Annotated in this window: 16 protein-coding genes; 8 read left to right on the top strand and 8 right to left on the bottom strand. The window is 52.6% G+C overall.

Annotated features, from left to right (window positions below; genetic code table 11):
* The first annotated feature begins 119 nt into the window (after positions 1-119).
* The 6 genes from AC2FI8_RS20185 (at position 120) to AC2FI8_RS20160 (ending at position 6,979) form a co-directional block, all read left to right on the top strand.
* On the top strand, positions 120-1,511 hold the full coding sequence (locus AC2FI8_RS20185) for a metal-dependent hydrolase family protein (RefSeq protein WP_496769819.1): 1,392 nt from the start codon (positions 120-122) through the stop codon (positions 1,509-1,511).
* A 72-nt stretch (positions 1,512-1,583) separates the two neighbouring features.
* Entirely contained in the window at positions 1,584-1,985 is a 402-nt protein-coding gene (locus AC2FI8_RS20180; RefSeq protein ID WP_496769821.1) for a hypothetical protein, read from the top strand.
* Between the two features lie 227 nt (positions 1,986-2,212).
* Positions 2,213-3,271 (top strand): carbohydrate porin, encoded by a 1,059-nt coding sequence (locus AC2FI8_RS20175; protein ID WP_496737061.1) that lies wholly within the window; start codon positions 2,213-2,215, stop codon positions 3,269-3,271.
* Positions 3,272-3,421: 150 nt separating this feature from the next.
* Complete coding sequence (locus AC2FI8_RS20170) at positions 3,422-4,744, top strand: mechanosensitive ion channel family protein (RefSeq protein WP_496769825.1); 1,323 nt, start codon at positions 3,422-3,424, stop codon at positions 4,742-4,744.
* Positions 4,741-6,354 carry a mechanosensitive ion channel family protein gene (locus tag AC2FI8_RS20165; RefSeq protein WP_496780732.1) on the top strand — a complete coding sequence of 538 codons (1,614 nt, stop codon included), beginning with the start codon at positions 4,741-4,743 and terminating at the stop codon, positions 6,352-6,354. The genes AC2FI8_RS20170 and AC2FI8_RS20165 overlap by 4 nt, the downstream gene beginning before the upstream one ends.
* Before the next feature lie 124 nt (positions 6,355-6,478).
* Positions 6,479-6,979, top strand: coding sequence for a hypothetical protein (locus tag AC2FI8_RS20160; protein WP_282171046.1), 501 nt, complete (start codon positions 6,479-6,481; stop codon positions 6,977-6,979).
* An 11-nt stretch (positions 6,980-6,990) separates the two neighbouring features.
* Here the strand turns inward: AC2FI8_RS20160 and AC2FI8_RS20155 are convergent, their stop codons facing one another.
* Together AC2FI8_RS20155 and AC2FI8_RS20150 are read right to left on the bottom strand one after the other, a co-directional pair.
* Complete coding sequence (locus tag AC2FI8_RS20155) at positions 6,991-9,735, bottom strand: AsmA family protein (RefSeq protein WP_496780731.1); 2,745 nt, start codon at positions 9,733-9,735, stop codon at positions 6,991-6,993.
* 112 nt (positions 9,736-9,847) lie between these two features.
* Entirely contained in the window at positions 9,848-11,473 is a 1,626-nt protein-coding gene (locus AC2FI8_RS20150) for a L,D-transpeptidase family protein (RefSeq protein WP_496769831.1), read from the bottom strand.
* Between the two features lie 228 nt (positions 11,474-11,701).
* On the opposite strand from AC2FI8_RS20150, the gene AC2FI8_RS20145 reads away from it, so the two are divergent.
* The gene (locus AC2FI8_RS20145) at positions 11,702-12,397 is read left to right on the top strand and encodes an alpha/beta fold hydrolase (RefSeq protein WP_496705767.1); all 696 of its coding nucleotides are present in this window, start codon (positions 11,702-11,704) and stop codon (positions 12,395-12,397) included.
* A gap of 989 nt (positions 12,398-13,386) precedes the next feature.
* Here the strand turns inward: AC2FI8_RS20145 and AC2FI8_RS20140 are convergent.
* From AC2FI8_RS20140 to AC2FI8_RS20130, 3 genes are read right to left on the bottom strand one after another with little or no spacing between them, the layout of a single operon-like run.
* A complete protein-coding gene (locus AC2FI8_RS20140; protein ID WP_496780730.1) occupies positions 13,387-14,298 on the bottom strand; it encodes a PhzF family phenazine biosynthesis protein in 912 nt (303 codons plus the stop codon).
* Between the two features lie 54 nt (positions 14,299-14,352).
* On the bottom strand, positions 14,353-15,333 hold the full coding sequence (locus AC2FI8_RS20135) for an alpha/beta fold hydrolase (protein ID WP_281995597.1): 981 nt from the start codon (positions 15,331-15,333) through the stop codon (positions 14,353-14,355).
* A 60-nt stretch (positions 15,334-15,393) separates the two neighbouring features.
* Complete coding sequence (locus tag AC2FI8_RS20130) at positions 15,394-16,020, bottom strand: pyridoxamine 5'-phosphate oxidase family protein (protein ID WP_496780729.1); 627 nt, start codon at positions 16,018-16,020, stop codon at positions 15,394-15,396.
* 82 nt (positions 16,021-16,102) lie between these two features.
* On the opposite strand from AC2FI8_RS20130, the gene AC2FI8_RS20125 reads away from it, so the two are divergent.
* Positions 16,103-17,068 (top strand): LysR family transcriptional regulator, encoded by a 966-nt coding sequence (locus AC2FI8_RS20125; RefSeq protein WP_496769836.1) that lies wholly within the window; start codon positions 16,103-16,105, stop codon positions 17,066-17,068.
* Between the two features lie 19 nt (positions 17,069-17,087).
* On the opposite strand, the gene AC2FI8_RS20120 is transcribed toward AC2FI8_RS20125, so the two are convergent.
* The 3 genes from AC2FI8_RS20120 to AC2FI8_RS20110 form a co-directional block, all read right to left on the bottom strand.
* Complete coding sequence (locus AC2FI8_RS20120) at positions 17,088-17,657, bottom strand: carboxymuconolactone decarboxylase family protein (protein ID WP_142639617.1); 570 nt, start codon at positions 17,655-17,657, stop codon at positions 17,088-17,090.
* 137 nt (positions 17,658-17,794) lie between these two features.
* Positions 17,795-18,280, bottom strand: a complete 486-nt coding sequence (locus AC2FI8_RS20115; protein WP_010443192.1) for a YHS domain-containing (seleno)protein — start codon at positions 18,278-18,280, stop codon at positions 17,795-17,797.
* 48 nt (positions 18,281-18,328) lie between these two features.
* Positions 18,329-19,195, bottom strand: a complete 867-nt coding sequence (locus AC2FI8_RS20110) for a cysteine hydrolase family protein (protein WP_010443191.1) — start codon at positions 19,193-19,195, stop codon at positions 18,329-18,331.
* Positions 19,196-19,322: the final 127 nt, after the last annotated feature.

Below are 19,322 nucleotides of genomic sequence, written 5' to 3'. Positions count from 1 at the left end.
TAAACTCAAACAGAAATCGAACCAGAGCCTCCGTTACGAAAACGCCTCAGCTCTCCGAAAAACTCTGAAGACGGACAACCTCGGCACCCCGCGCACTAAATTTTAAGGGAGAGAAGGACATGAATATTTCGACAAAGACGGGTGCCGTCGCGAGCCTGGTTTTTTTCACGGCCACTGCCGCGTTTGCGCAGGACACCCTGCCACAAACCCTGTTCACCAACGTCCATGTCTTTGACGGAGTAAATGAGGCGCGGATCGAGAACGCCAGCGTTTTGGTTGAAGGCAACTTGATCAAAGAAGTGTCCACCGAGGCCATCGACGCACCTGGCGCGACGGTTGTGGATGGAGGTGGTCGCACATTGATGCCGGGGCTGATCGACAGCCACGTCCACCTGAACCTAACCGGTCTGTTCACAAGCTTTGGCGGCGCGGAATATGCGAATTGGGACGGCGTCGGCGCGATGGCAGTCGCAAACGCGCGTGATTACCTTATGGATGGGTACACAACGGTTCGCGATGCCTGTGGCCAAGGCGATGCGATGAAAAAGCTGATCGATCAGGATATTCTTGTCGGGCCACGGATTTACCCGAGCGGTGCGTGCATCGGTCCACAATCTGGTCACACGGACTGGCGCAGCCCTCGTGCCCGGGCTGAAGGTGGCCCCGTCGCACAGGTGGAAGAACTCAATCTCGCGGTCGTTGCAGACGGCGTAGACGAAATTAGAACGGCCGCGCGCCGGAACCTCAGCTATGGGGCCACGCAAATCAAACTAACCGTCGGCGGCGGAGTTTCTTCGGAATTAGACCCGCTTTGGTCTGTTGGATACGGCGTGGAAGAGATCAGGGCGGCCGTAGAGGTCGCAGCCTTTTTTGATACTTACGCCTTTACGCATGCATACACGGACGAAACTGTCCAAATGGCACTGGATGCGGGCGTCAAAGTCATTGAGCACGGCCAGATGGTCACAGAAGAAACCGTGAAACGAATGGCTGATGAAGGGATATTCTGGTCCCTCAACACCGCCGGGTTCTCACCGATCCTGTTTGAGCACCCGAACTTTGCACCGGGTACGCCAGCAGGCATCAAGCTTGCGGTTGCACATGACCAAAGCAAGGATCTCATCGCGCTTGTCAAGAAATACAAACCCAAGGTCGTGCACAACGTTGATACAGTACTGTCAACGCTCGATCAGGGCCGTGCCCATCGCGATTTCGAAAAGTACCAGTTTGCTGATTGGTTCGGCAATCATGCCATGCTGGTCTCCGCTACGTCGACCGCGGGCGAACTGGCGCAGCTGACTGGCCAACGTAATCCTTATCCGGAGCAGTTGGGGGTGATCCAAGAAGGAGCCTACGCCGATATCCTGATCGTCGATGGCAACCCGCTGGAAGATCTTTCTGTCTTGGGGGCCCAACCGAAATGGTTTGACGCGGAACCGCGTGAAGAAGGTTTCGACACCATCCGTGTCATCATGAAGGACGGCAAATTCTACAAGAATACGCTGGAATAAAAGGAAAGTGGGGTGGTCTATCTTTGATAACCCCACACTTCAGCCAAGAAACCTTCCCTGAAAGGAAAGACTGTGAAACATCTCAGCCTTGGCGTCTTTATGGCGATCTGTGGTTCAATTGCCGCAGCTGAAGACGCCGAAAGCATTCGTACGTTTTTGTTCATTGGCACGTCCAATAGCACCGCTTGGGAAATGCAGATCGCCAATCCGGGGGATCGCACAGCCTCGGTGAAGGGCGGGATCGAAGCGCTCGGTGGAGAGCTTTTGAGCTATTACTGGGGGCTTGGAAACGGGAAGAACTACATCACCGTTTCCCTGCCAGACGATCCAACCTTTATCCAGGCCTTCTATGTCAGCCGCCTCGGCGATGGCCTGCTTGATGATTACCAGATGATCGAGTTGATGAGCAGCGCCGACATGGCTGCGGCGCTGGAACGTGTTCCCGAAATCAAAGCAGTGGATGACGTAAAGTGATTGGAGGTTTGTCGCACCAGAGGTCGTATCTTCCACCACGACCGACCCTTGCCGCCGCGTTATTGAGCGCCTTTGCACTTTTTAGTAGTGCTGCTGATGCCCAGGAAAATGCTGCTCAGGCGAAACTGGAGGCCGCAGCCCAGGTTTCGTTGGGCGGCCCGGGATCAGCCAGTGCGCAACAGGAGCAAGATAGGCTGCGCAGACTTGAAGACTCTCGATGGCCCGGTTTGGACCGTGCCATTGATCCAACCGAAACCGCTTTGGGTCGATTTAGGGAAAACACCGGATTGGCGCTCAGCTTTGATTACCAAGCGCTATACCAACGCAGTTCTCACAGTCTGACCGGGCAGGACGAATCTGCATCCGGTCAGCTCAGGATGATTGGGACGTGGGAATTGGCAAACCGGGGTGGTGAAAACCCGGGTAGCCTTGTCTTTATTCTGGAGAACCGACACCGGTTGGGCCAGTCCATTGCACCCTCAGCACTGCCTGCGCAAATTGGATATCAAGGGGCAACCGCGGTCACGTTTGGGGACACAAACACGACCTTGTCGGTAGCTTACTGGCAACAAGCCTTCGCAAACGGACGCGGAGGAGTGGTGGCGGGTCGGATCGATCCGGGCGACTACTCCGACATTCTTGGGTACGTGAACCCAAGAACGACCTTTTCGAACTATTCAATCCTGTTTAGCCCTGTACTGCCAATCCCAGATCCAGGCTTTGGCGTCACGGTCGGCGGCTATCTGACGGATCAGATTTACGCGTTAGGGGTGGTCAGCGACGCCAATGGGTCTCTCACAGACATCGAGTGGTTTTCCGGGGGTAGCGAATTTTACAAATACGCCGAGATCGGCTGGACGCCCGAAAAATCAAAACGATTTCTAACAAACGTTCATCTGGGGATGTTTCACACGGATGCGCGCCAACAAGTTGGCGTACCGGAAACATATGGAGCCACACTTTCTGCCAACCATACATTCGACAACCAACTGATGATCTTCGGACGGCTGGGATGGTCCAATGGCGGCGGTGCGTTGGCCAGGCGTGCAGTCAACGCAGGCTTGATGTGGCGACCTGGCACCTATGATGATCTCCTTGGCATAGCGGCCACTGTTGCCGACCTGACGACACCAGGATTGCCCAATCAAACGACACTTGAAGCTTTCTACCGTTTGGACTTGGCCGACAATCTGGCACTGACGGCAGACGTGCAATACCTGAAAAATCCCGGATCAAACTCGAACGACCCGCTGGTCTTGGGACTGAGACTGAGGGTCAATCTTTGATGAATGCCGGGTAGCAGTTTCCGTTCGGGCTTCATTTTGGCCGGAACGGGCGGGGGCGGCAAGTGAGTGGGTCGCCCCCAACTATTTGGATGGCAGACCTTTTCGGTCTCCTTATGATCTCTTCAGTCTTTATGTGGGAGCTTTAGTGTCATGACGCGATACATCTACGGTTTGGTTATTTTGCTCTTTGCTGCGGCGGTTTCGACGTCAAACGCTGTTCCAGCGTACGCACAGAACGCGGCGAGTGAACAGGAACCTGCCGAGGTACAGCAAGAAGATCTCTTAACTCAGGTTGCCGACAAATCAATTTCTGCCGGTGACCTGGAGATACTGCTTGTTCCGCTGACGACTGATGAGCTTTCAGAAATTGCTGTTGCCTGGCAAGACCATGTTCGCAACCAACTTGAAGAAATTGCCCGTATCAATCTTAGCCTTCAGGACGGAAACGAAGCGCAAGAAGATGACCTGAGATCACAGCTTTCTTTGATAAACGACACTGGCACTGTAATTTTGGATAATTACACACTGGTCTTGAACGAATGGGCCCTAAAGGGTGCCGCCGAAGAAGACCTGAAACCGCACACCGATTATCTTTTAGCGCTCAAAACTGGCGTGCTTAAAACAACGGATTTACAGACGTTATTTCACAACGCTCTCCAATGGTTGGTTTCCTGGGAGGGAGGCGCTGGTCTTCTATTGGCTGGGTTGGGTGTTTTGGCTGCTGTTTGGGTTATGATGTTTGTAGCCAAAATGGTGCGTCGTTTAACTGAGCGCGGTCTTGAAAAAATACCAACAATATCGCGGATGCTTAAGAAATTCATTGCGACCGCAGTGTTTTGGGCGGTCTTTATTCTCGGAATTCTGGTTGTACTTGCCTTGTTCGGTGTGAACGTCACTCCTTTGTTTGCAATATTTGGTGGTTTGTCTTTCATTCTTGGCTTTGCGCTTCAGGAAACGCTAGGCAATCTCGCCAGCGGTCTGATGATCATGGTTTTGAAGCCATTCGATACCGGAGACTATATTCAGGTTGGCGGGTCATCTGGTTTTGTTGACGACATGTCGGTCGTTTCGACAAAAATCCGAACCTTCGACAACCAGATCATCATTGTGCCGAATAGTAAGATCTGGGGTGACGTAATCACAAATGTCAGCGCATCTGATGAGCGTCGCGTCGATCTGGTTTTTGGGATCGCGTATTCAGACAACGCTGCTCACGCAATCGATGTTCTGAAGGAATTGGTCGCAAGACATGAACTATGCCTGAAGTCGCCTGATCCAGAAATATTTGTTGGTGAACTTGGCGACAATTCAGTCAATATCTTTTGTCGACCGTGGTCCAAGTCTGACGACTATTGGACTGTCTATTGGGACCTCACAGGACAAGCCAAGGAGCGGTTTGACCAAGAGGGAATATCAATACCGTTCCCGCAGCGCGATGTTCACCTGATCCCAGTGGAAGGAGTAAAGACATGAGAGCATTAGTAATATTGATGATGTCCTTTCTGCTTCTTTGCAGTGTAGCCTCGGCTCAGTCAGAAGAAGTTTTGCTGCCACAGCAGGAGCGAGAAGATCCCGAATTCATAGCACCGGTCATTGTCGACGGGGATGAGCTTTTTGTCGTCCGCGGATCCAGCGCATTGCCCGCAACGGACAGGGCCGCAAAGATTGAAGAAAGAATTGCTCAAGTTGCTGATAGATCAGAGAGCAAAACGGTCGACATCCAAATCTCCCGGGCTGAATTTGGACAACTCGTACGCGTCGACGGCCATATGGTCACTATTACCACTCAGGCTGATGCCGACCACGAACAGATGGACATTGAAGTTCTGGCCGGGCTGCAAGCAGAGGCCATCGAAAATGCCATTTTAAAGTACCGGGAAGCGCGATCCAGCGAAGGCCGCGTTGACAGCGCCTTGGCCGCTGTTGCTTGGACGGCGTTGTTTGCACTGGTGTCATACTTCTTCTTTGCCAAACGGAAGAAGTTTCTGGGCTACGTCAGAAACAACTTGGAAAAGAGAGCGGAAAGCGTCGAGGAAGCTACAAAGTCAATCCTACGAAGCAGGGCAATCGCGTCTATCATCGTTTATTCAATTCATGCTTTGATGTGGGTGCTGTTTCTGTTTTTTCTCTATTACTACCTGTCCTTGGTTTTGCTGTCTTTCGCGGAAACCCAGGCCATCGCTCAAGTTCTTCTAAAGTACGTTAGTGAGCCATTGATAAATGTTGTGCTGGCTGTCGTTGGGTACATCCCAAACCTGATCATGCTGGTGATTATTGCAGCCTTATGTCGATTTGCGATCCGCGGCCTCGATCTGTTCTTTGACAACCTGGAGAACGGTGCATTCGAAATCAAAGATTTCGAGGCGCACTGGATCGCGCCAACGAACATGCTGTTCAGGGCTTTGATCATCGTGATCGCACTGGTGTTCGCCTACCCATACATTCCGGGCTCAGGTTCCCGGGCGTTTCAAGGCCTGACAATTCTTGCCGGTATCATGGTCTCGTTGGGATCTAACACAGTTGTATCGAACATGATGGCAGGTCTGTTTGTCATCTATCGGCGCAGCACGAATGTTGGTGATCGAATAATGGTTGGCGACAAGATAGGGGACGTAACCGAAATCAAGCTTATGGAAACACTTATCAAATCCATCAAAAACGAAATGATCAGTATTCCAAACGCTCAGTTGTTGAACTCAGAGGTCGTGAATTATTCGCGCAAAGTCGATGGTCGAGGCCTTCTCGTGCACACGACGGTCGGGATCGGGTACGAGGAGCCGCCAAAAAAAATCACGGCAATGTTGATAGAGGCGGCTCATCGCACACAGAGTTTGAAGAAAAACCCGGAGCCCTTTGTACTTTGGACACAGTTGGCTGACTATGCCATCAATTACGAAATTAACGCATACACATCTCGAGGATCGAGTTTGCCTAAGATTCTGTCTGATCTACACCAAAACATCGTGGAAGTGTTCAACGAGAACGGTACGCAAATTATGACACCGTCCTACATGGCCGACCCGCCAAGTCCTAAGATTCCCACTGAGGAATGGGATGGAAAGCTTGCTCATATAGCGGAGTAAAAGAATACCAAGTCCACTCTGGGTCTACTAAACCCCGCCCTTGCAGGTTGTCGGATTAGTTTGATTGATCCAGAGCAATGGGTAGGATTAATGCAATAGTTTTCAGAACGTTTTGGGGTTCCAGATGATCAATTGGACATTTACCGCAATAGTAACGCTTCTCGCGAGTGGCGCTCTTGCCGCTGGTATGGAGCGGTGGGGTGAGTCTGGCGACTGGACAATTTTGATCGACCTCGAGAAAGGAAACGGCTGCCTCGCGTGGAAGCCCTTCGAAGACGACATGACAGTTGAAATTGGTGTCGCACCCAATCAGGCTGGCGGTTTCTTTGCCGCCTACAATCCGGCCTGGGTTCAGATTGAGGACGGATCAACCGGTATCGTGAACTTCGATTTCGGTGACGCAAAGTTTGAAGGCGAAGCCGTAGGTGTTTTTAAAAATGGCGTCCCCGGGGGTTACGCCTTTTTCGACAACCCCGCGTTTGTAACCGAATTCGGCAAGCGCCAAAGCGTCACGATAATTGGTGAAAGTGGAACCGAAGTAGAACTTGATCTGAGTGGGTCTTCGAAAGCCATCGAGGCCGTTTTGGCATGTCAGGCAGAACAGCCTGAACCACTCAAGAACTAGGTCGTGACCGACTATTGAAGCTGATTCATGTCTGGCACGCACGGTTGCCTGTCTGCTGGCATCGCATCAGCACCTTCCGGAGCCTTGTTTCTGGATCCACCGACATCCAACTTGAACTTCGGTGACGAAAGTTGACCGGTCACATCAAACGGCCACGCGCTACGGGATAACGGTTTGCCAACTCGACGAGGTTCTGCCCTGATCGCAATAATATCTTTGACCCAATCCACTTGGCCCTTGGCCACCAATTGAACAGAACCCGTTTCAACCACGATGGAGTCTGAGCTTACCCGGCCGGCTTCGATTTTAATTGGTGCCACAACGCATGTTATGTCCGTGTAACCTTGACGGAGTTCCTCTGAAAACAGCCATGGGAAAATACCAAGCCCTGCCAACTCCAGAAGGCTGGTGCTGACATAGCCTTGTGACATCGATAAAGAAGCAGTGCCGCGCATGGAATTCACAAACGCATTGCCAGACGCGGTACTGCCTGAAACGTTGAACTCACCACTCAATCGCCCATATGCATCTATCCCGATACCCAGTTCATCGAGAATCTCTCCGAATTCCCATCCTGAGGTTGACCCCGACAAGGAGAGCCAATCAGGTGAGTCAATCAGATCCATCACTGCCCGTAGGCTGAAGTTTCCACCGCCATAAGCCATCTGGAGCGGGCCAAAATCTACGGTCCCTTCTTTTGCAGACAATTGGCTGGAAACAGAAGTTACGCCTTGTTGGCCAACAATCTCCTTAAAGTCGATCTGTACCTCGACGTCAGCCTCTCTCAGTACGCGCTGCACATCCAGAAGATCGGCTGGCTTTCCTTTCTCCTTTGGTAAAACCAGGGGCTGTACGTTGGTTTCCTTCGGTAGAACCAAGGGCTGTACGTCGGTTTCAGGATCTTTTGAAGCGTCGCCTACCAAGCTTTTAAGCTGGTCCAGCGTAGCGGTCAGGTTTTTTAGATCGTTTAAATCGAGCCTTTTACTCGCAACGTTTCCGCGAATTACAGAAGCGCCCTCGGGAAATTTTGCATCCAAAGCGGCCAGAAGGTGTGACGAACCGGCTTCAAACTCGATTGAGGCAGTGAAGTCCTCGCCCTGCTTCGACGTCACTGCATCGACGGCAAGTGCGCCAATCTCGACAGGTTGCAATTTAAGCGCAGTCAGAAAACTAGCTCCGTCGCTGACATCCAGTTCCACGTCAAAATCAAGGCCTGACAGCCCTTTCAATTCGCTGACCGATAGCGCGAGGTCAAGCGCCCAAATATCTGTGCCATAGGTGGTTGCATTAAACCTGTTGAGCGAAACAGGCCCTCGTTCATTGGACAAGCTGAAGTCGGCATTTATGCCACCGAGCTGATCGACAAAATCCTCATCCATATTTGGCAAAATCAATTTGGCCGGCCCGTTGAGTATGCCTTCGAAAGTCACGTCCTGAAGCTGAAGCAGGTCGAGAATTTCGCCGTCGGCCTTTAGAATTGGGTCCTCAATGGGTCCAGCCTGTAAGGCGATGCCCAGCATCGCAAGCCGACCATCGGGCATGCGGCGAATGCGTTCGATAGAGGCTGGCCCGATCACGTCCAGGCCTTGATCAAATGCGTTAGTTTGGAACAGAAGTTTCTCGAACTCGAAAGACGCAAGTGATCCTACCATGTGCATTTCAAAGGCTGTGAACTTCAGCTCCTGGAAACTCTTTGCTGCGTTCGGCGGCTGCCCCTCAGGATAAAGCCGCGCGTCGAATAGCAGATCAACGCCCCGAGCTGTGTAGAGGTCTTCTATCGATCCTTCTGCTGTAAGTTGCTGTCCGTCCTCAAGGTTTACGGTGGTCGTAAAGGTCTCGATTTTCAGAGCATCCTGAGAAACAAGCTCTGCTTGCAACTGGCCATTCCCTTCCAGAACTCGCTCCAGCCCAATGACTTCAAGAAAGTCACCGAATTCACCAGTGTCCATCTGCAAGACAGCACGATAGCCACCTCCCTCGCTTTCCGAAAAAGGTTCGCCGTCGTAGCTTACCGTCATTTCGCCAAAATTGGCGCGCGTCGCAAACGGCGCACTATGAGGATAGTCACCCTCGATTTCGAAACTTTGGCCGTTGACGGAGCCTGTCCCCGAGACCTTTGTTCTTTGCCCTTTGTCTACCTGTTCCAGAGCGAGAGACTGGAGGTCAAACACGAACGAAAAGCCAGAGGATTGATCATCAATGTTCAACCCAATGGATGTGAAAGTTACATTCTTGTCGCTCAGGAATGAGAGGATTCCACTACCTTCTGGGTCGCCCTCATTGGATCCGCCGGTCTCAGCTATAGCCTCTTGATTGTCCTCTTCCGTGGCGTTTTCGGGTTCAGGTTTTGGCGTCGGTCGGCCTTTTCGCCAACTTGTAGTGCCGTCAGCAGCTGTAAGGAAATTCGCCTGGAGACCGTCAACGACGAGGTTGTCAAAGTGCAGACGTCGATTGGCCAAAGCAGCAACATCCAATTCCAGTTCCAGAAGGTTCAATTCTGCAAGAGATGTTTCCGGCATAGTTTGGCTCGGGATAACCACACCACCGACGTAAATGTGGGTAATGCGTCCAAGCGCGACACTTACATCGTCATTAACCACAATCGGCTGTCCGATTTGTTCAGAAAGGACTTTTTCGACCAGGTCACGTCGCATCTCCGAGAATAGCGGCGCAGCAAGTAGCAACCAAACAAATCCGATTGTTGCAAACACAAGTAGTACGACAATCCCAATTGATCTAAGAAGCCAAGTCCTCATGCATCCCCCTGTCGTCGCCTACGCCGTTTGGTCTATCTGCAATTCGGCGTTCGCCAATCTGCTGGACTAGATGGGCACATAATTCGGTTCGCGCGCGCCGCGCATTTAGTGCTCATCGGTCCAAAGCCGCCAGGATACGAGCATCCCGCTCGTATGGGTCCTCGCGGAAATGAACGACCCCGTCTTCGACCCACGCTGTCCAGTATGTTAAAAGAACCGGCATTGGCTCAGGTAGATCAACGCGCGTTGTCTTTCCGCTATCCAAAATGGACTGCATCTTCTGTCGGCTCCAATCTGGCTCTCCCTCCATCAGAAGGCTCGCGAACTCGAACGGATACTCAAGGCGAACGCAGCCGGAACTGAGATTTCTCTCGTTTCGGTCAAAAAGGGTTTTGTCGTTTGTGTCGTGCAAGTATACAGCGTATTTGTTTGGAAACATGAACTTAACCAAACCCAGCGCATTGTCTGGGCCCGGTTGCTGAACCAGGGTCACGCCGGGGTTCTTCGCCCCCCAGTTTACAGCGTTTGCGGGGATTGTCTGGCCATCCTTGTTCCGAACGACATAATTGTTGCGTGTCAGATAGGCTGGATCCTTGCGGATGCGCGAAAGTTTGTCCTTACGAAAAATCGAGGCGGGAACGGTCCAGGTGGGATTGAATTCCATGTACTCAATTTCATCTCGAAACACCGGGGTCTTTCGATAGGCTGACCCTGTGATTGATCTAGTGGTCCAAAGCGTGCCATCCGATGTGACCAAATATGTGCGGGCTCCTGCAATGTTCACCAGCACGAATTCGTCGTCGACTTCCCGCATAAGCCAGCGGCCGCGTTCCAAGCTGAGACGCAACTTGTTTATGCGATCTTCCACCGGTTTGTTTAGCGATGCGAACGTCTTACCGCCAATGACCCCATCGGCTTCTAATCCATGCCGACTCTGAAAGGATTTGACTATTTTCACCAAGCTATCGTCGTAAACCCAAGCTGGGTTTGTGCCGTTTTCGCCATCTTCAGAAGAACCGCTTGTTTCAACGTAGCCTTCTGCCGCCAGCCTTTCGCGCAGCTTAGCGACGGCAGGGTCCACCATCTCTGGTTTAAGAACGGTTTCATCCGGAACATTGGTCCAACCGCCCTGTAAAGCAATGGCCCTATACTTACTCAGTGCTTCGACAAGCATCACGTACTGCGCATTGTCGATATCAATACGTGCGATTAACGCGCTAAAACCTTCACCTTTAAGAAACTGATTCAGGGCAACGGCTGGGTCTTGTTGAATTACCGGTTTTGAGAAGTTCCAATCGTCGTCCAGTGCATTTGGGTCTACTTTTCCAAACACCAAATGATGGACCAGTTTCACCGCAGCGTCCGTTGCCAGAATATCGAACAAAGCTTGATTAGAAACATCGCCAGTTTGGGCGGCCTTAAATGCGGTTTGAAGCTCCGCTAAGTCAAAATCTTCCGGTCTGAAGCCCTGTTCTATTGCACTATCCAACTCATCAAAGAGTTCGTCTGACAATTCATCGCGTGTCCACGCAGGAGTGAAGTCCCTCTCTTCGTAAAAACGCGGCACTAGGATTTCAGCATCCAAGCTCTTGCTGTCAGGTAGCGTGCTACTCACTTCCAACTCGGCACCGAGTAGAGCAGCAATCTGCTCTGAGATCTCGTTTGCGACGCTTGGGTTGGGGAATATTGTTACCAATGCAGTTAGCGAAATCGCGACTAACGACTTAACGTGACCCACCAATACCTCCTGCGGCTTCGCGCTATATGCTGTCTCTATGTGGAAGGATACTCATACATAATGTATAATCAAATCGTAATTTATGATTTTAGTATGGCCATTTGATTGGAGGGCTCGAGAGCCGTGTGTATATGCAGGGGATCGGCGCTGAACGTCCAAACGATCCTGTGGACGAGGCGGCCCTGTTGAATCTACTGTCATTGCAGTATCGACGGAGTTGGGCGGGTTATGGCGACATTTGTATTGGTCCATGGAGCGTGGCAAGGGGGATGGTGCTGGGCTCGCGTAGCCGCGCTTCTGCGCAGGGAGGGCCACGACGTTTTTACCCCTACACTGACAGGTCTGGGCGAGCGTGCTCATCTCGAGAGTGACGAAACCGATCTGGCCATGCATATCGAGGATGTCCTGGGGGTGATCACGTGCGAAGAACTCTCTGACATTGTTTTGTGCGGTCATAGCTATGGCGGCATGGTTGTCACCGGAGTCGCAAATAGAGCGCCCGACCACATTCGCTCACTTGTGTACCTCGATGCGCTCGTGCCGGGCGATGGGCAGGCCGCCTTGGATGTGTTGCCTGCGGATATCGCGGCAGGGCTTCGTGATAGTGCCGTCGATGGCAAAGTCGCGCCGGGCCCAGCGGAGGCTTTTTCGGTGAATGGAGCAGACTGTGCGTGGGTAGACCGCCGAAATGTCGCGCAACCACTCAAGACATTTGAGCAACCGATTCAACTGGTGAGCGGCGGAACCAAGGTGTTAAAGCGGACCTACATCTATGCCACTGGCTGGGTCCCAGGGCTTGGCCAACCGTTTTTTGAGCGATACCAGCATCAGTCGGGGTGGACAGCGGTTTCGGTGCCATTCGGGCACTACGTGATGATCGATAGGCCTGACGACTTGGCCCGAATGCTAATGTCCGCGATTTGAATTTGGCCGCCGGATCCTGCACGAGCGCGCGGACAGCGAAATCGCCCGCATAGGAATAGTTATTGCTTCTATCCCGATTGTCCTACTTCAATCAGCGCTTCGGGCGAGATGCGCCGTAGCTCCGCAAGTGAATCCGCGTCTCGACTGATCAGCTGGCATTGATCTCAAACCGAAGCTTCAGCTTCAATGGCAGGCAACCGATCTCGGCGCCGTCACTTTCGGATGCTCGATAATGAGTATGCGGTACTAGCTAGGAAAATAAGATCGGCTCAGACAAGGCGCTCGACGTTATCTTGGCCAACAAGTCTCTCACAATTGCCTTAGAACTGTTTCCCACTGACTAGGGTTGAATTTTTTCGACCAGAGTGCACTCTTGATTGTGGATGAGCGTCTAAAGTCGATTGAGCTGAGAGAGGACTACTATAAATTGAACGAATTCTACGCACCGCGCAAACTTATGGGCAAAAAATGCAAACTTATGCGCAAATCTCGCGCAAGGTTATGGGCGTAGAATCCGTAATTTTCTGAATGTAATCAGTGTTGGGCGCGCAACGATATGCGCGCGCCTACAGATTTTTGTAGGTGCGCCCAAAGCTTTGCATTTCGCCTAAAGATTTGCATCTTTGGCCCAAAACATTGGGCGCAAAAGCCACGCACAGAATTTAGAATTCAAAGCTAATTGCGCACAGCGCAAATTTTGGTTGGTCCCATGCCATAGACGTGGCCTCCGTGAAGCTTGAAGTTTGCCGCTTCCAACCCAAAGTGGACAAGAATGATCTACGTCAAGAGCGGAATGCGGACTTCCGCCGTAGTTTTCTCAGATGGCGGCTGTAGGCTACAAGATAAGCGGGTGCTATTGCTTAAGGTCAGCGATGCCCAGGAATCCGGACTTTGCAAAATTTAGCGGACGGCCCAATTCGGACGTGGCCCGATGGGCGTCGTTGCTGCGGTGCAGCCCGCCAAGCCAGCCATTCGCCGCGAGCGCAACGCTAGAAACTAATTCGACGCGAGCACATGACCTTGCCGAAACCACCTGCCAAGAGGCCGGAGATTGTTCCATTGTCGATTTCCAGATCGACTTTTATCAGGCTCGGACTCGCCGGGTTCATAAACACCCCTTGTTCGATTTGAAATGATCGTTGAGATGATACGACAAAGTCGTGCAATACACATGCTAAGGGCCCCGCAGCCATCCCCGTCGCGGCTTCTTCCTCAATCGCGTATCGGGGCGCAAACATGCGGGTTGTAGCGTCTCGGTCGGTCGCCGATGGGTCTCTTGTGAAGACGTAGTAGCCGATCAAATCCAGTCGTTCGCTGATTTGCGTGATTTTGGCAAAATCTGGTTTCACATTGGCAAGACCATCGGCATCAGCGAGGCCGATGACAATGAAACTGTTACCGGTATTGACTAAAACCGGTGGTATTTCCTGATCAAGATGATGTCTGTTGATCCCAAGGGAGTTCAGTACATCGTCGATGCTTACACCTTTTTCCACCCATTCCTCTGGTATCGCGTATTTTGGGGCCAGCTGTTCCATATAGGCGGCACCCTCTTTCATTAGTATGCGCCTTGGCCCATCAACTGTCGCCTTCGAGGTGTTGGGATTGGGAATCCGGCCCAGCGCGTCAAGGTGAGAGAAGGCGGCAATTGTTGCATGACCGCAATGAGCGATGCGCCTGTTCGGTGTGAAGAAATCCAGTTTGAAGCCCTCTGTCTTGGACTGCGACACAAAGGCCGTTTCGGACAATCCAACCCTTGCCGCGACGGTTTGCATATCCTGTTCGCCCAATTCATCAGCATCCAGGACGACGCCTGCGGGATTTCCACCGGCGCCACTGTCGACAAAGCCGTGTACGATTTCAACCGTTACCTGTCTGACAGTATTTGCTTGCGTATTCATTGGTTTTCTCCATGCGTCGGCCGCACCTTTGAGCATGGTGCGGCCAGTTTTACGTCAGTTGCTGGCGGCGGTGATGCGGTTCAGAAAGGCGGTCATTTGCGCCGCAATCTCGGGCCCATATTCTTCCAGCGCGAAGTGACCCGTATCGAGCAGATGAAACTCGAGATCATTCAGATCGCGTTCATAGGGATAGGCGCCTTCGACCGGAAAGATGTGATCATTCTTACCCCACATCAGTAGCGCCGGGGGTTGATGCTTCCGAAACAGCGCTTGCCATTTTGGGTACTCGGCAACATTGGTGCCGTAGTCTAGGAAGAGTTCAAGTTGCACCTCTTGATTACCTTCGCGGTCGAGCAGGTATTGGACATGCCAATAATTGTCGGGACTGATCAGTTCCGGTTTTTTAACGCCGTGGGTGAACTGCCATTTGGTTGCATCCAGAGTGAGGAATCCACGAAGCTGGTCGCCGTTCTCTTGCGATGGCTCGGCCCAATAGGCTTTGATTGGATCCCAGAACTCGCGCAGCCCTTCCTCGTAAGCATTCCCGTTTTGAATGATGAAGCCGGTTACCCGCTCGGGCTGTTCCGCAAACATTCGGAAACCAACCGGGGCACCATAGTCCATCAAATAGACCGAGTACTGTTCGACTCCCTTCCGGTCGAGCAGCGATGTCATCATTTCGGAGATATTCGCGAAGGAATACTCGAAGCCTTCGGCCTTTGGCATCTCCGACGCTCCAAATCCGGGAAAATCGGGTGCGATCACGTGGTAGTGCTTGGCCAGTTCAGGGATAAGGTTGCGGAACATATGTGATGAGGTCGGAAAGCCGTGAAGCAGCAGGACAGTAGGTCTGTTTGGATCTCCTGCTTCACGATAGGCGATAGCGATGTCGCCGATTTCTTCCGTGCGGAAGCTGACAGCCTGCGTAGCTTCAATTCCAGTCTCTGCGGCGATTGCTGGCGCCGGTGTAAATGGCGCAGCAATGGAAAGTGCGAGAATGCTGGCGCTCAGGACGGATTTCAGATTGCGCGACATGGATGTTTCCTTTCTTCAGGTTACGGCGTGCGTGCTTGAACGCGCGGGGCTTGATATCGGTCAGTTTTGCTGACCCAGTGCCTCTTCGAGCCTTGCGTTTCGAGCTTTCAGTGCTTCCAACTCAGTGCGAAGCGGGACGAGGTAATCTTCAAATTCTTCAAGGGTCAGGCGTTGGGGGATGTGCTGCGGGCAGTTCCAGTCCATCGCCTCAAGCTTGATCACAATCGCCCGCTCAGGATGAGCGCGATAGCCCGGCTCACTCAGGCGTTGCATCAGCGCCGGATCGGCATTGGCATCAATGAGTTTCGCCCGACCCCAGATCTTGAGGCGCCGCTGATTGGGATAATCCATCAGGATCAGCGAGATTCGGTCATTGCCCAGCAGATTCCCAGTGCTGAGATATTGCCGGTTGCCGCGGAAATCGGCGTAGGCAAGTGTCCGTTCATCCAACACTTTCAGAAAACCCGCTGGTCCACCGCGAAATTGTACATAGGGCCAGCCGGTTTCCGAGACTGTTGCCTGATAGAAGCCGTCTCTTTGCCCGATGAACCTGGCCTCGACCGGGCTGATTGAGTCCTCCTGACGCGTGCCGTCCAGAAACTTCGCGTAGCCGTTAGCTGACCCGTTTTTGGCCTGCGTTTCGCGAACGGAGGACGTGAAGCTGATCTCTGCAAAGGGTCGTGCCATTGAATTCTCCATCTCGGCCTGGGCGATGCCCTGGGACTGAGGTGAAGTTAGTTGGAGCTTTCAAGTTGCGGAATTTGGATACTTGGCAATATATTATTCAAAAATATGGAATAATATCTTGGACAGATTTCACGCGTTAAAAGTCTTTGTGAAGGTCGCCGAACTAAAAGGTTTCGCTGCTGCGGCCCGCGACCTCAACATGTCACCACCGACAGTGACCCGAATGGTTTCTATGCTTGAGGACAGCCTCGGGCTACGTCTTTTTGTACGCACAACGCGCTCAGTGATGCTGACTGATAGCGGGCAAAGGTTTTTTGAGGATGCCAGACGTATTCTGGCTGACCTTGAAGAGGCCGAGCGCGCCGCTGTCGGTTCCTATGCCGAACCGACCGGGGAAATTAGTGTTACTGCATCAGTCCTGTTTGGCCGTATGTTCGTCACTCCAATTTTGGGCGAATTTCTGGATCTGTATCCAAAGCTCTCAGCGCGCACGCTCTATGTGGACCGAGTGGTCAATCTGATTGATGAGGGTCTCGACGTCGGGATCAGAATTGGCAACCTCGCTGATTCCAGTTTGATGGCTGTCAGGTGTGGTACGGTGAGGCAGGTCGCGTTTGCTTCCTGTAAATATCTTGACCAATATGGCGAACCAGATACGCCCGATGATTTATCCTGCCATGCAATCATTAATTCAACTGCCTTGAATGCATCGGCCCAATGGCATTTTCAACGGGGCAGAAAGACTGTCACCAAACGCATGAGCCCACGCATCAGCATGAACACAAATGACGCTGTGATCGAGTTGGCCTTGCAAGGTCATGGTGTCGGGCGGCTTCTGTCCTATCAAGTCGCACCCTACATTGCAGATGGGCGGCTCAAGACTGTTCTAAAGTCGTATGAACCACCCGAAGTCCCCATCCATCTTGTGCATCAAGAGGGACGAACCGTGTCTGCGAAGGTGCGCACCTTTGTTGACTTTGCTGTCGGACGTCTAAAATCAGATCCCCTTCTTGTCGGGAATCAAACACAGGTCCAAAAGCAAGATTAACAAATGGGCGGGCGTCGCGCTATTCAGCCACTGCCGCGACCGAGGCGATCCATGCATTTGGCACAAAGGCATCATCCAACGCGGTTTCCGCCACATGGTTCGTATAGTTCGACAGGGTTTTCAACGCTGTGCCGAGGATGACTTCCAGCATAGATCGGCGTGTGTAACCAGCCGTCAGAAACGCTTCGACCTGTGCGTCGCTGGGCCAGCCTCGGCTTTCGTTGATCACGATGGCGAATTTGCGCAGTGCTTCCAATTTGGGGTCGGCGATAGGGCTGCCATCGCGTAACGCTGCGATCACGTCTTCGGGGACACCGGCCATCTGTGAAAGAGTGGTATGGGCGGCCATGCAGTACTTGCACCCGTTCAACCGGTTGTTAGTCATAAGGATGATCTGGCGCTCAGTCTCTGACAGGCTGGTCTTTCCAAAGATGCTGGAAAGTGTCGTATAGCCTTCCAAAATTGCGGGCGCTTCGGCCATGGCCGCATAAAGGTTGGGTACAAAACCATATCCTTTCAGCGATGCTTCCAGAATTGGTTTCGCGGCATCAGGGGCTGAGGCGATTGTATATGTCTCAAAATCAGTCATGTCTGGTTTCCTTTGGGAAGAGTTTTCGACACACGCGAATTGTCATTGCGGACAGGGCGTCTTGGAGAAATGCCGGCCTTTTGGAGAGGGGAGAGGCAGCGGCGGCTCCGACCGGCAAAAGCCACCAAATTCCTCGATCAAAGGCTGCCGACAGGCGTGTGGTGGATGTCTGCCCACTTGGCATGGGCGCCTTGGATCACGGTCTCTTTGTCCTCAAGGTACTTCTTGAAGATTTCCTCATTCACAAAGAGATAGAGCTTGTCGTCCACGATATCGGCATACCGAACATCGCCATCAAGCTTCTTGCCTACATAGACGCCAAAGGCGCAGAATCCGCCGAATTGAGGCAGATGTGCCGTCGGATCCGCCTCGAATGTGGCTTTCGCTGCCTGCGACGCAAAATAGTAGTCCACTCCATCATGGGCCGATGTAAAAGTGGCGTTGCCCATTTCGGGTTTTTCGGCTTCAAACATCGATACAGGATCGACGCCATGCATGCCGAGGGGCTGCCCGGTCAAGGTAAGACTGTTCGAAACGTTGTATTCATCGTCAGCCAATGCCGCTGCCGCCAGGGCGAGAGTCAACGCTGTTGTAAGCGCGGGAAATGTAAAGATGCGTGTCATGATATGTCCTTTCAGGATGTCAGGATCAAATTTGAAGATCGATTTGTGTCAGGCCGATTGGCCAATGCGCTCAACCGCGTCGTCGGTCCACCAGACGCCGTTGGCGACCATACGGAAGTTGATGATGGCGGCGAGATACCCGTCACCTTCAGGCACCTTAGCCCCGGCTGTGGCATCGCGAACGACAGCGACTTCGTAGCCTAGCTCCAGCAGCTCGTAGAGATGCGCCTGCGTACAAAGGTTCGCCGACATCCCCGCGAGGATAACCTTGTCGATCTTGCGTTTACGCAATTGCAGGTTCAGGTCATTCTGAGCAGGGCTGTAAACCTTGTGTGGCGAGCAAATGATGGTTTCGCCATCCTCGATGTACTTCTTGTATTGCGGCATCCAGTCGGCACCTGAGCCCTCGAAGTTGTCCAAATTGAGCGGTCCCAGGCGGTCAAACATGCCGATGCTGTGCATCGTGGCTTCCAGAGTGCCCTCGAACTCCCACTTGTGGTCATGTGGGTAGTAATAGTGGGGCGAGATGAAGACCGGCATCCCCGCAGCCTTGGCGGCAATGAAAAGCCGTTCGATATTGTCGACCGTGCCCTGTTCGGTCACGCTTTCGCCAACGACACCCCACGTCACACCGTCCTCTGACAAAAAATCAATCTGGGGGTCGGTCACCACAAGCGCAGTACGCCCCGGCTCGATGGTCATGTCGATTTGGGGAAGGCCTGGATTTTCCGGGTCAGCATAGTAGGCGCGTGCTTCGTCGGTCGCGGCATGGGCCTGCCCGCCAGCCACTATTGTTGTACCTGCCGCGGCCGCACCGGCGGCTTGTTGCAAGAGTCGCCGGCGCGCCATATCAACGCGTTCGGGCGTGACGTCGCAAGCGCAGCTTGCTCCATGTTTGTGGTCATGATTGCTCATTGCAAATTTCCTTTGTCTGAGAGGGGCAAATGGGTTTGCTTTACTCGGCAGCGCCCCAGGTGGATCTGACAAAGAAGAAGTTATGCACCACATCGATTGAGGTATCGGCCCGCCCTGCCAAGGTTTT

The organism is Ruegeria sp. CDSB029, assembly GCF_059611125.1.
Note: the sequence above shows the minus strand (reverse complement) of the source record. Positions and strands in the feature narration are given on the sequence as shown.

What these genes read in the sequence shown, in the direction of transcription:
- AC2FI8_RS20160 (WP_282171046.1), top strand. Translation starts at nt 6,479, where the DNA reads ATGATCAATTGGACATTTACCGCAATAGTAACGCTTCTCGCGAGTGGC.
- AC2FI8_RS20120 (WP_142639617.1), bottom strand. Translation starts at nt 17,657, where the DNA reads ATGACTGATTTTGAGACATATACAATCGCCTCAGCCCCTGATGCCGCG.
- AC2FI8_RS20145 (WP_496705767.1), top strand. Translation starts at nt 11,702, where the DNA reads ATGGCGACATTTGTATTGGTCCATGGAGCGTGGCAAGGGGGATGGTGC.
- AC2FI8_RS20135 (WP_281995597.1), bottom strand. Translation starts at nt 15,333, where the DNA reads ATGTCGCGCAATCTGAAATCCGTCCTGAGCGCCAGCATTCTCGCACTT.
- AC2FI8_RS20140 (WP_496780730.1), bottom strand. Translation starts at nt 14,298, where the DNA reads ATGAATACGCAAGCAAATACTGTCAGACAGGTAACGGTTGAAATCGTA.
- AC2FI8_RS20155 (WP_496780731.1), bottom strand. Translation starts at nt 9,735, where the DNA reads ATGAGGACTTGGCTTCTTAGATCAATTGGGATTGTCGTACTACTTGTG.
- AC2FI8_RS20185 (WP_496769819.1), top strand. Translation starts at nt 120, where the DNA reads ATGAATATTTCGACAAAGACGGGTGCCGTCGCGAGCCTGGTTTTTTTC.
- AC2FI8_RS20110 (WP_010443191.1), bottom strand. Translation starts at nt 19,195, where the DNA reads ATGAGCAATCATGACCACAAACATGGAGCAAGCTGCGCTTGCGACGTC.
- AC2FI8_RS20165 (WP_496780732.1), top strand. Translation starts at nt 4,741, where the DNA reads ATGAGAGCATTAGTAATATTGATGATGTCCTTTCTGCTTCTTTGCAGT.
- AC2FI8_RS20130 (WP_496780729.1), bottom strand. Translation starts at nt 16,020, where the DNA reads ATGGCACGACCCTTTGCAGAGATCAGCTTCACGTCCTCCGTTCGCGAA.
- AC2FI8_RS20115 (WP_010443192.1), bottom strand. Translation starts at nt 18,280, where the DNA reads ATGACACGCATCTTTACATTTCCCGCGCTTACAACAGCGTTGACTCTC.
- AC2FI8_RS20170 (WP_496769825.1), top strand. Translation starts at nt 3,422, where the DNA reads ATGACGCGATACATCTACGGTTTGGTTATTTTGCTCTTTGCTGCGGCG.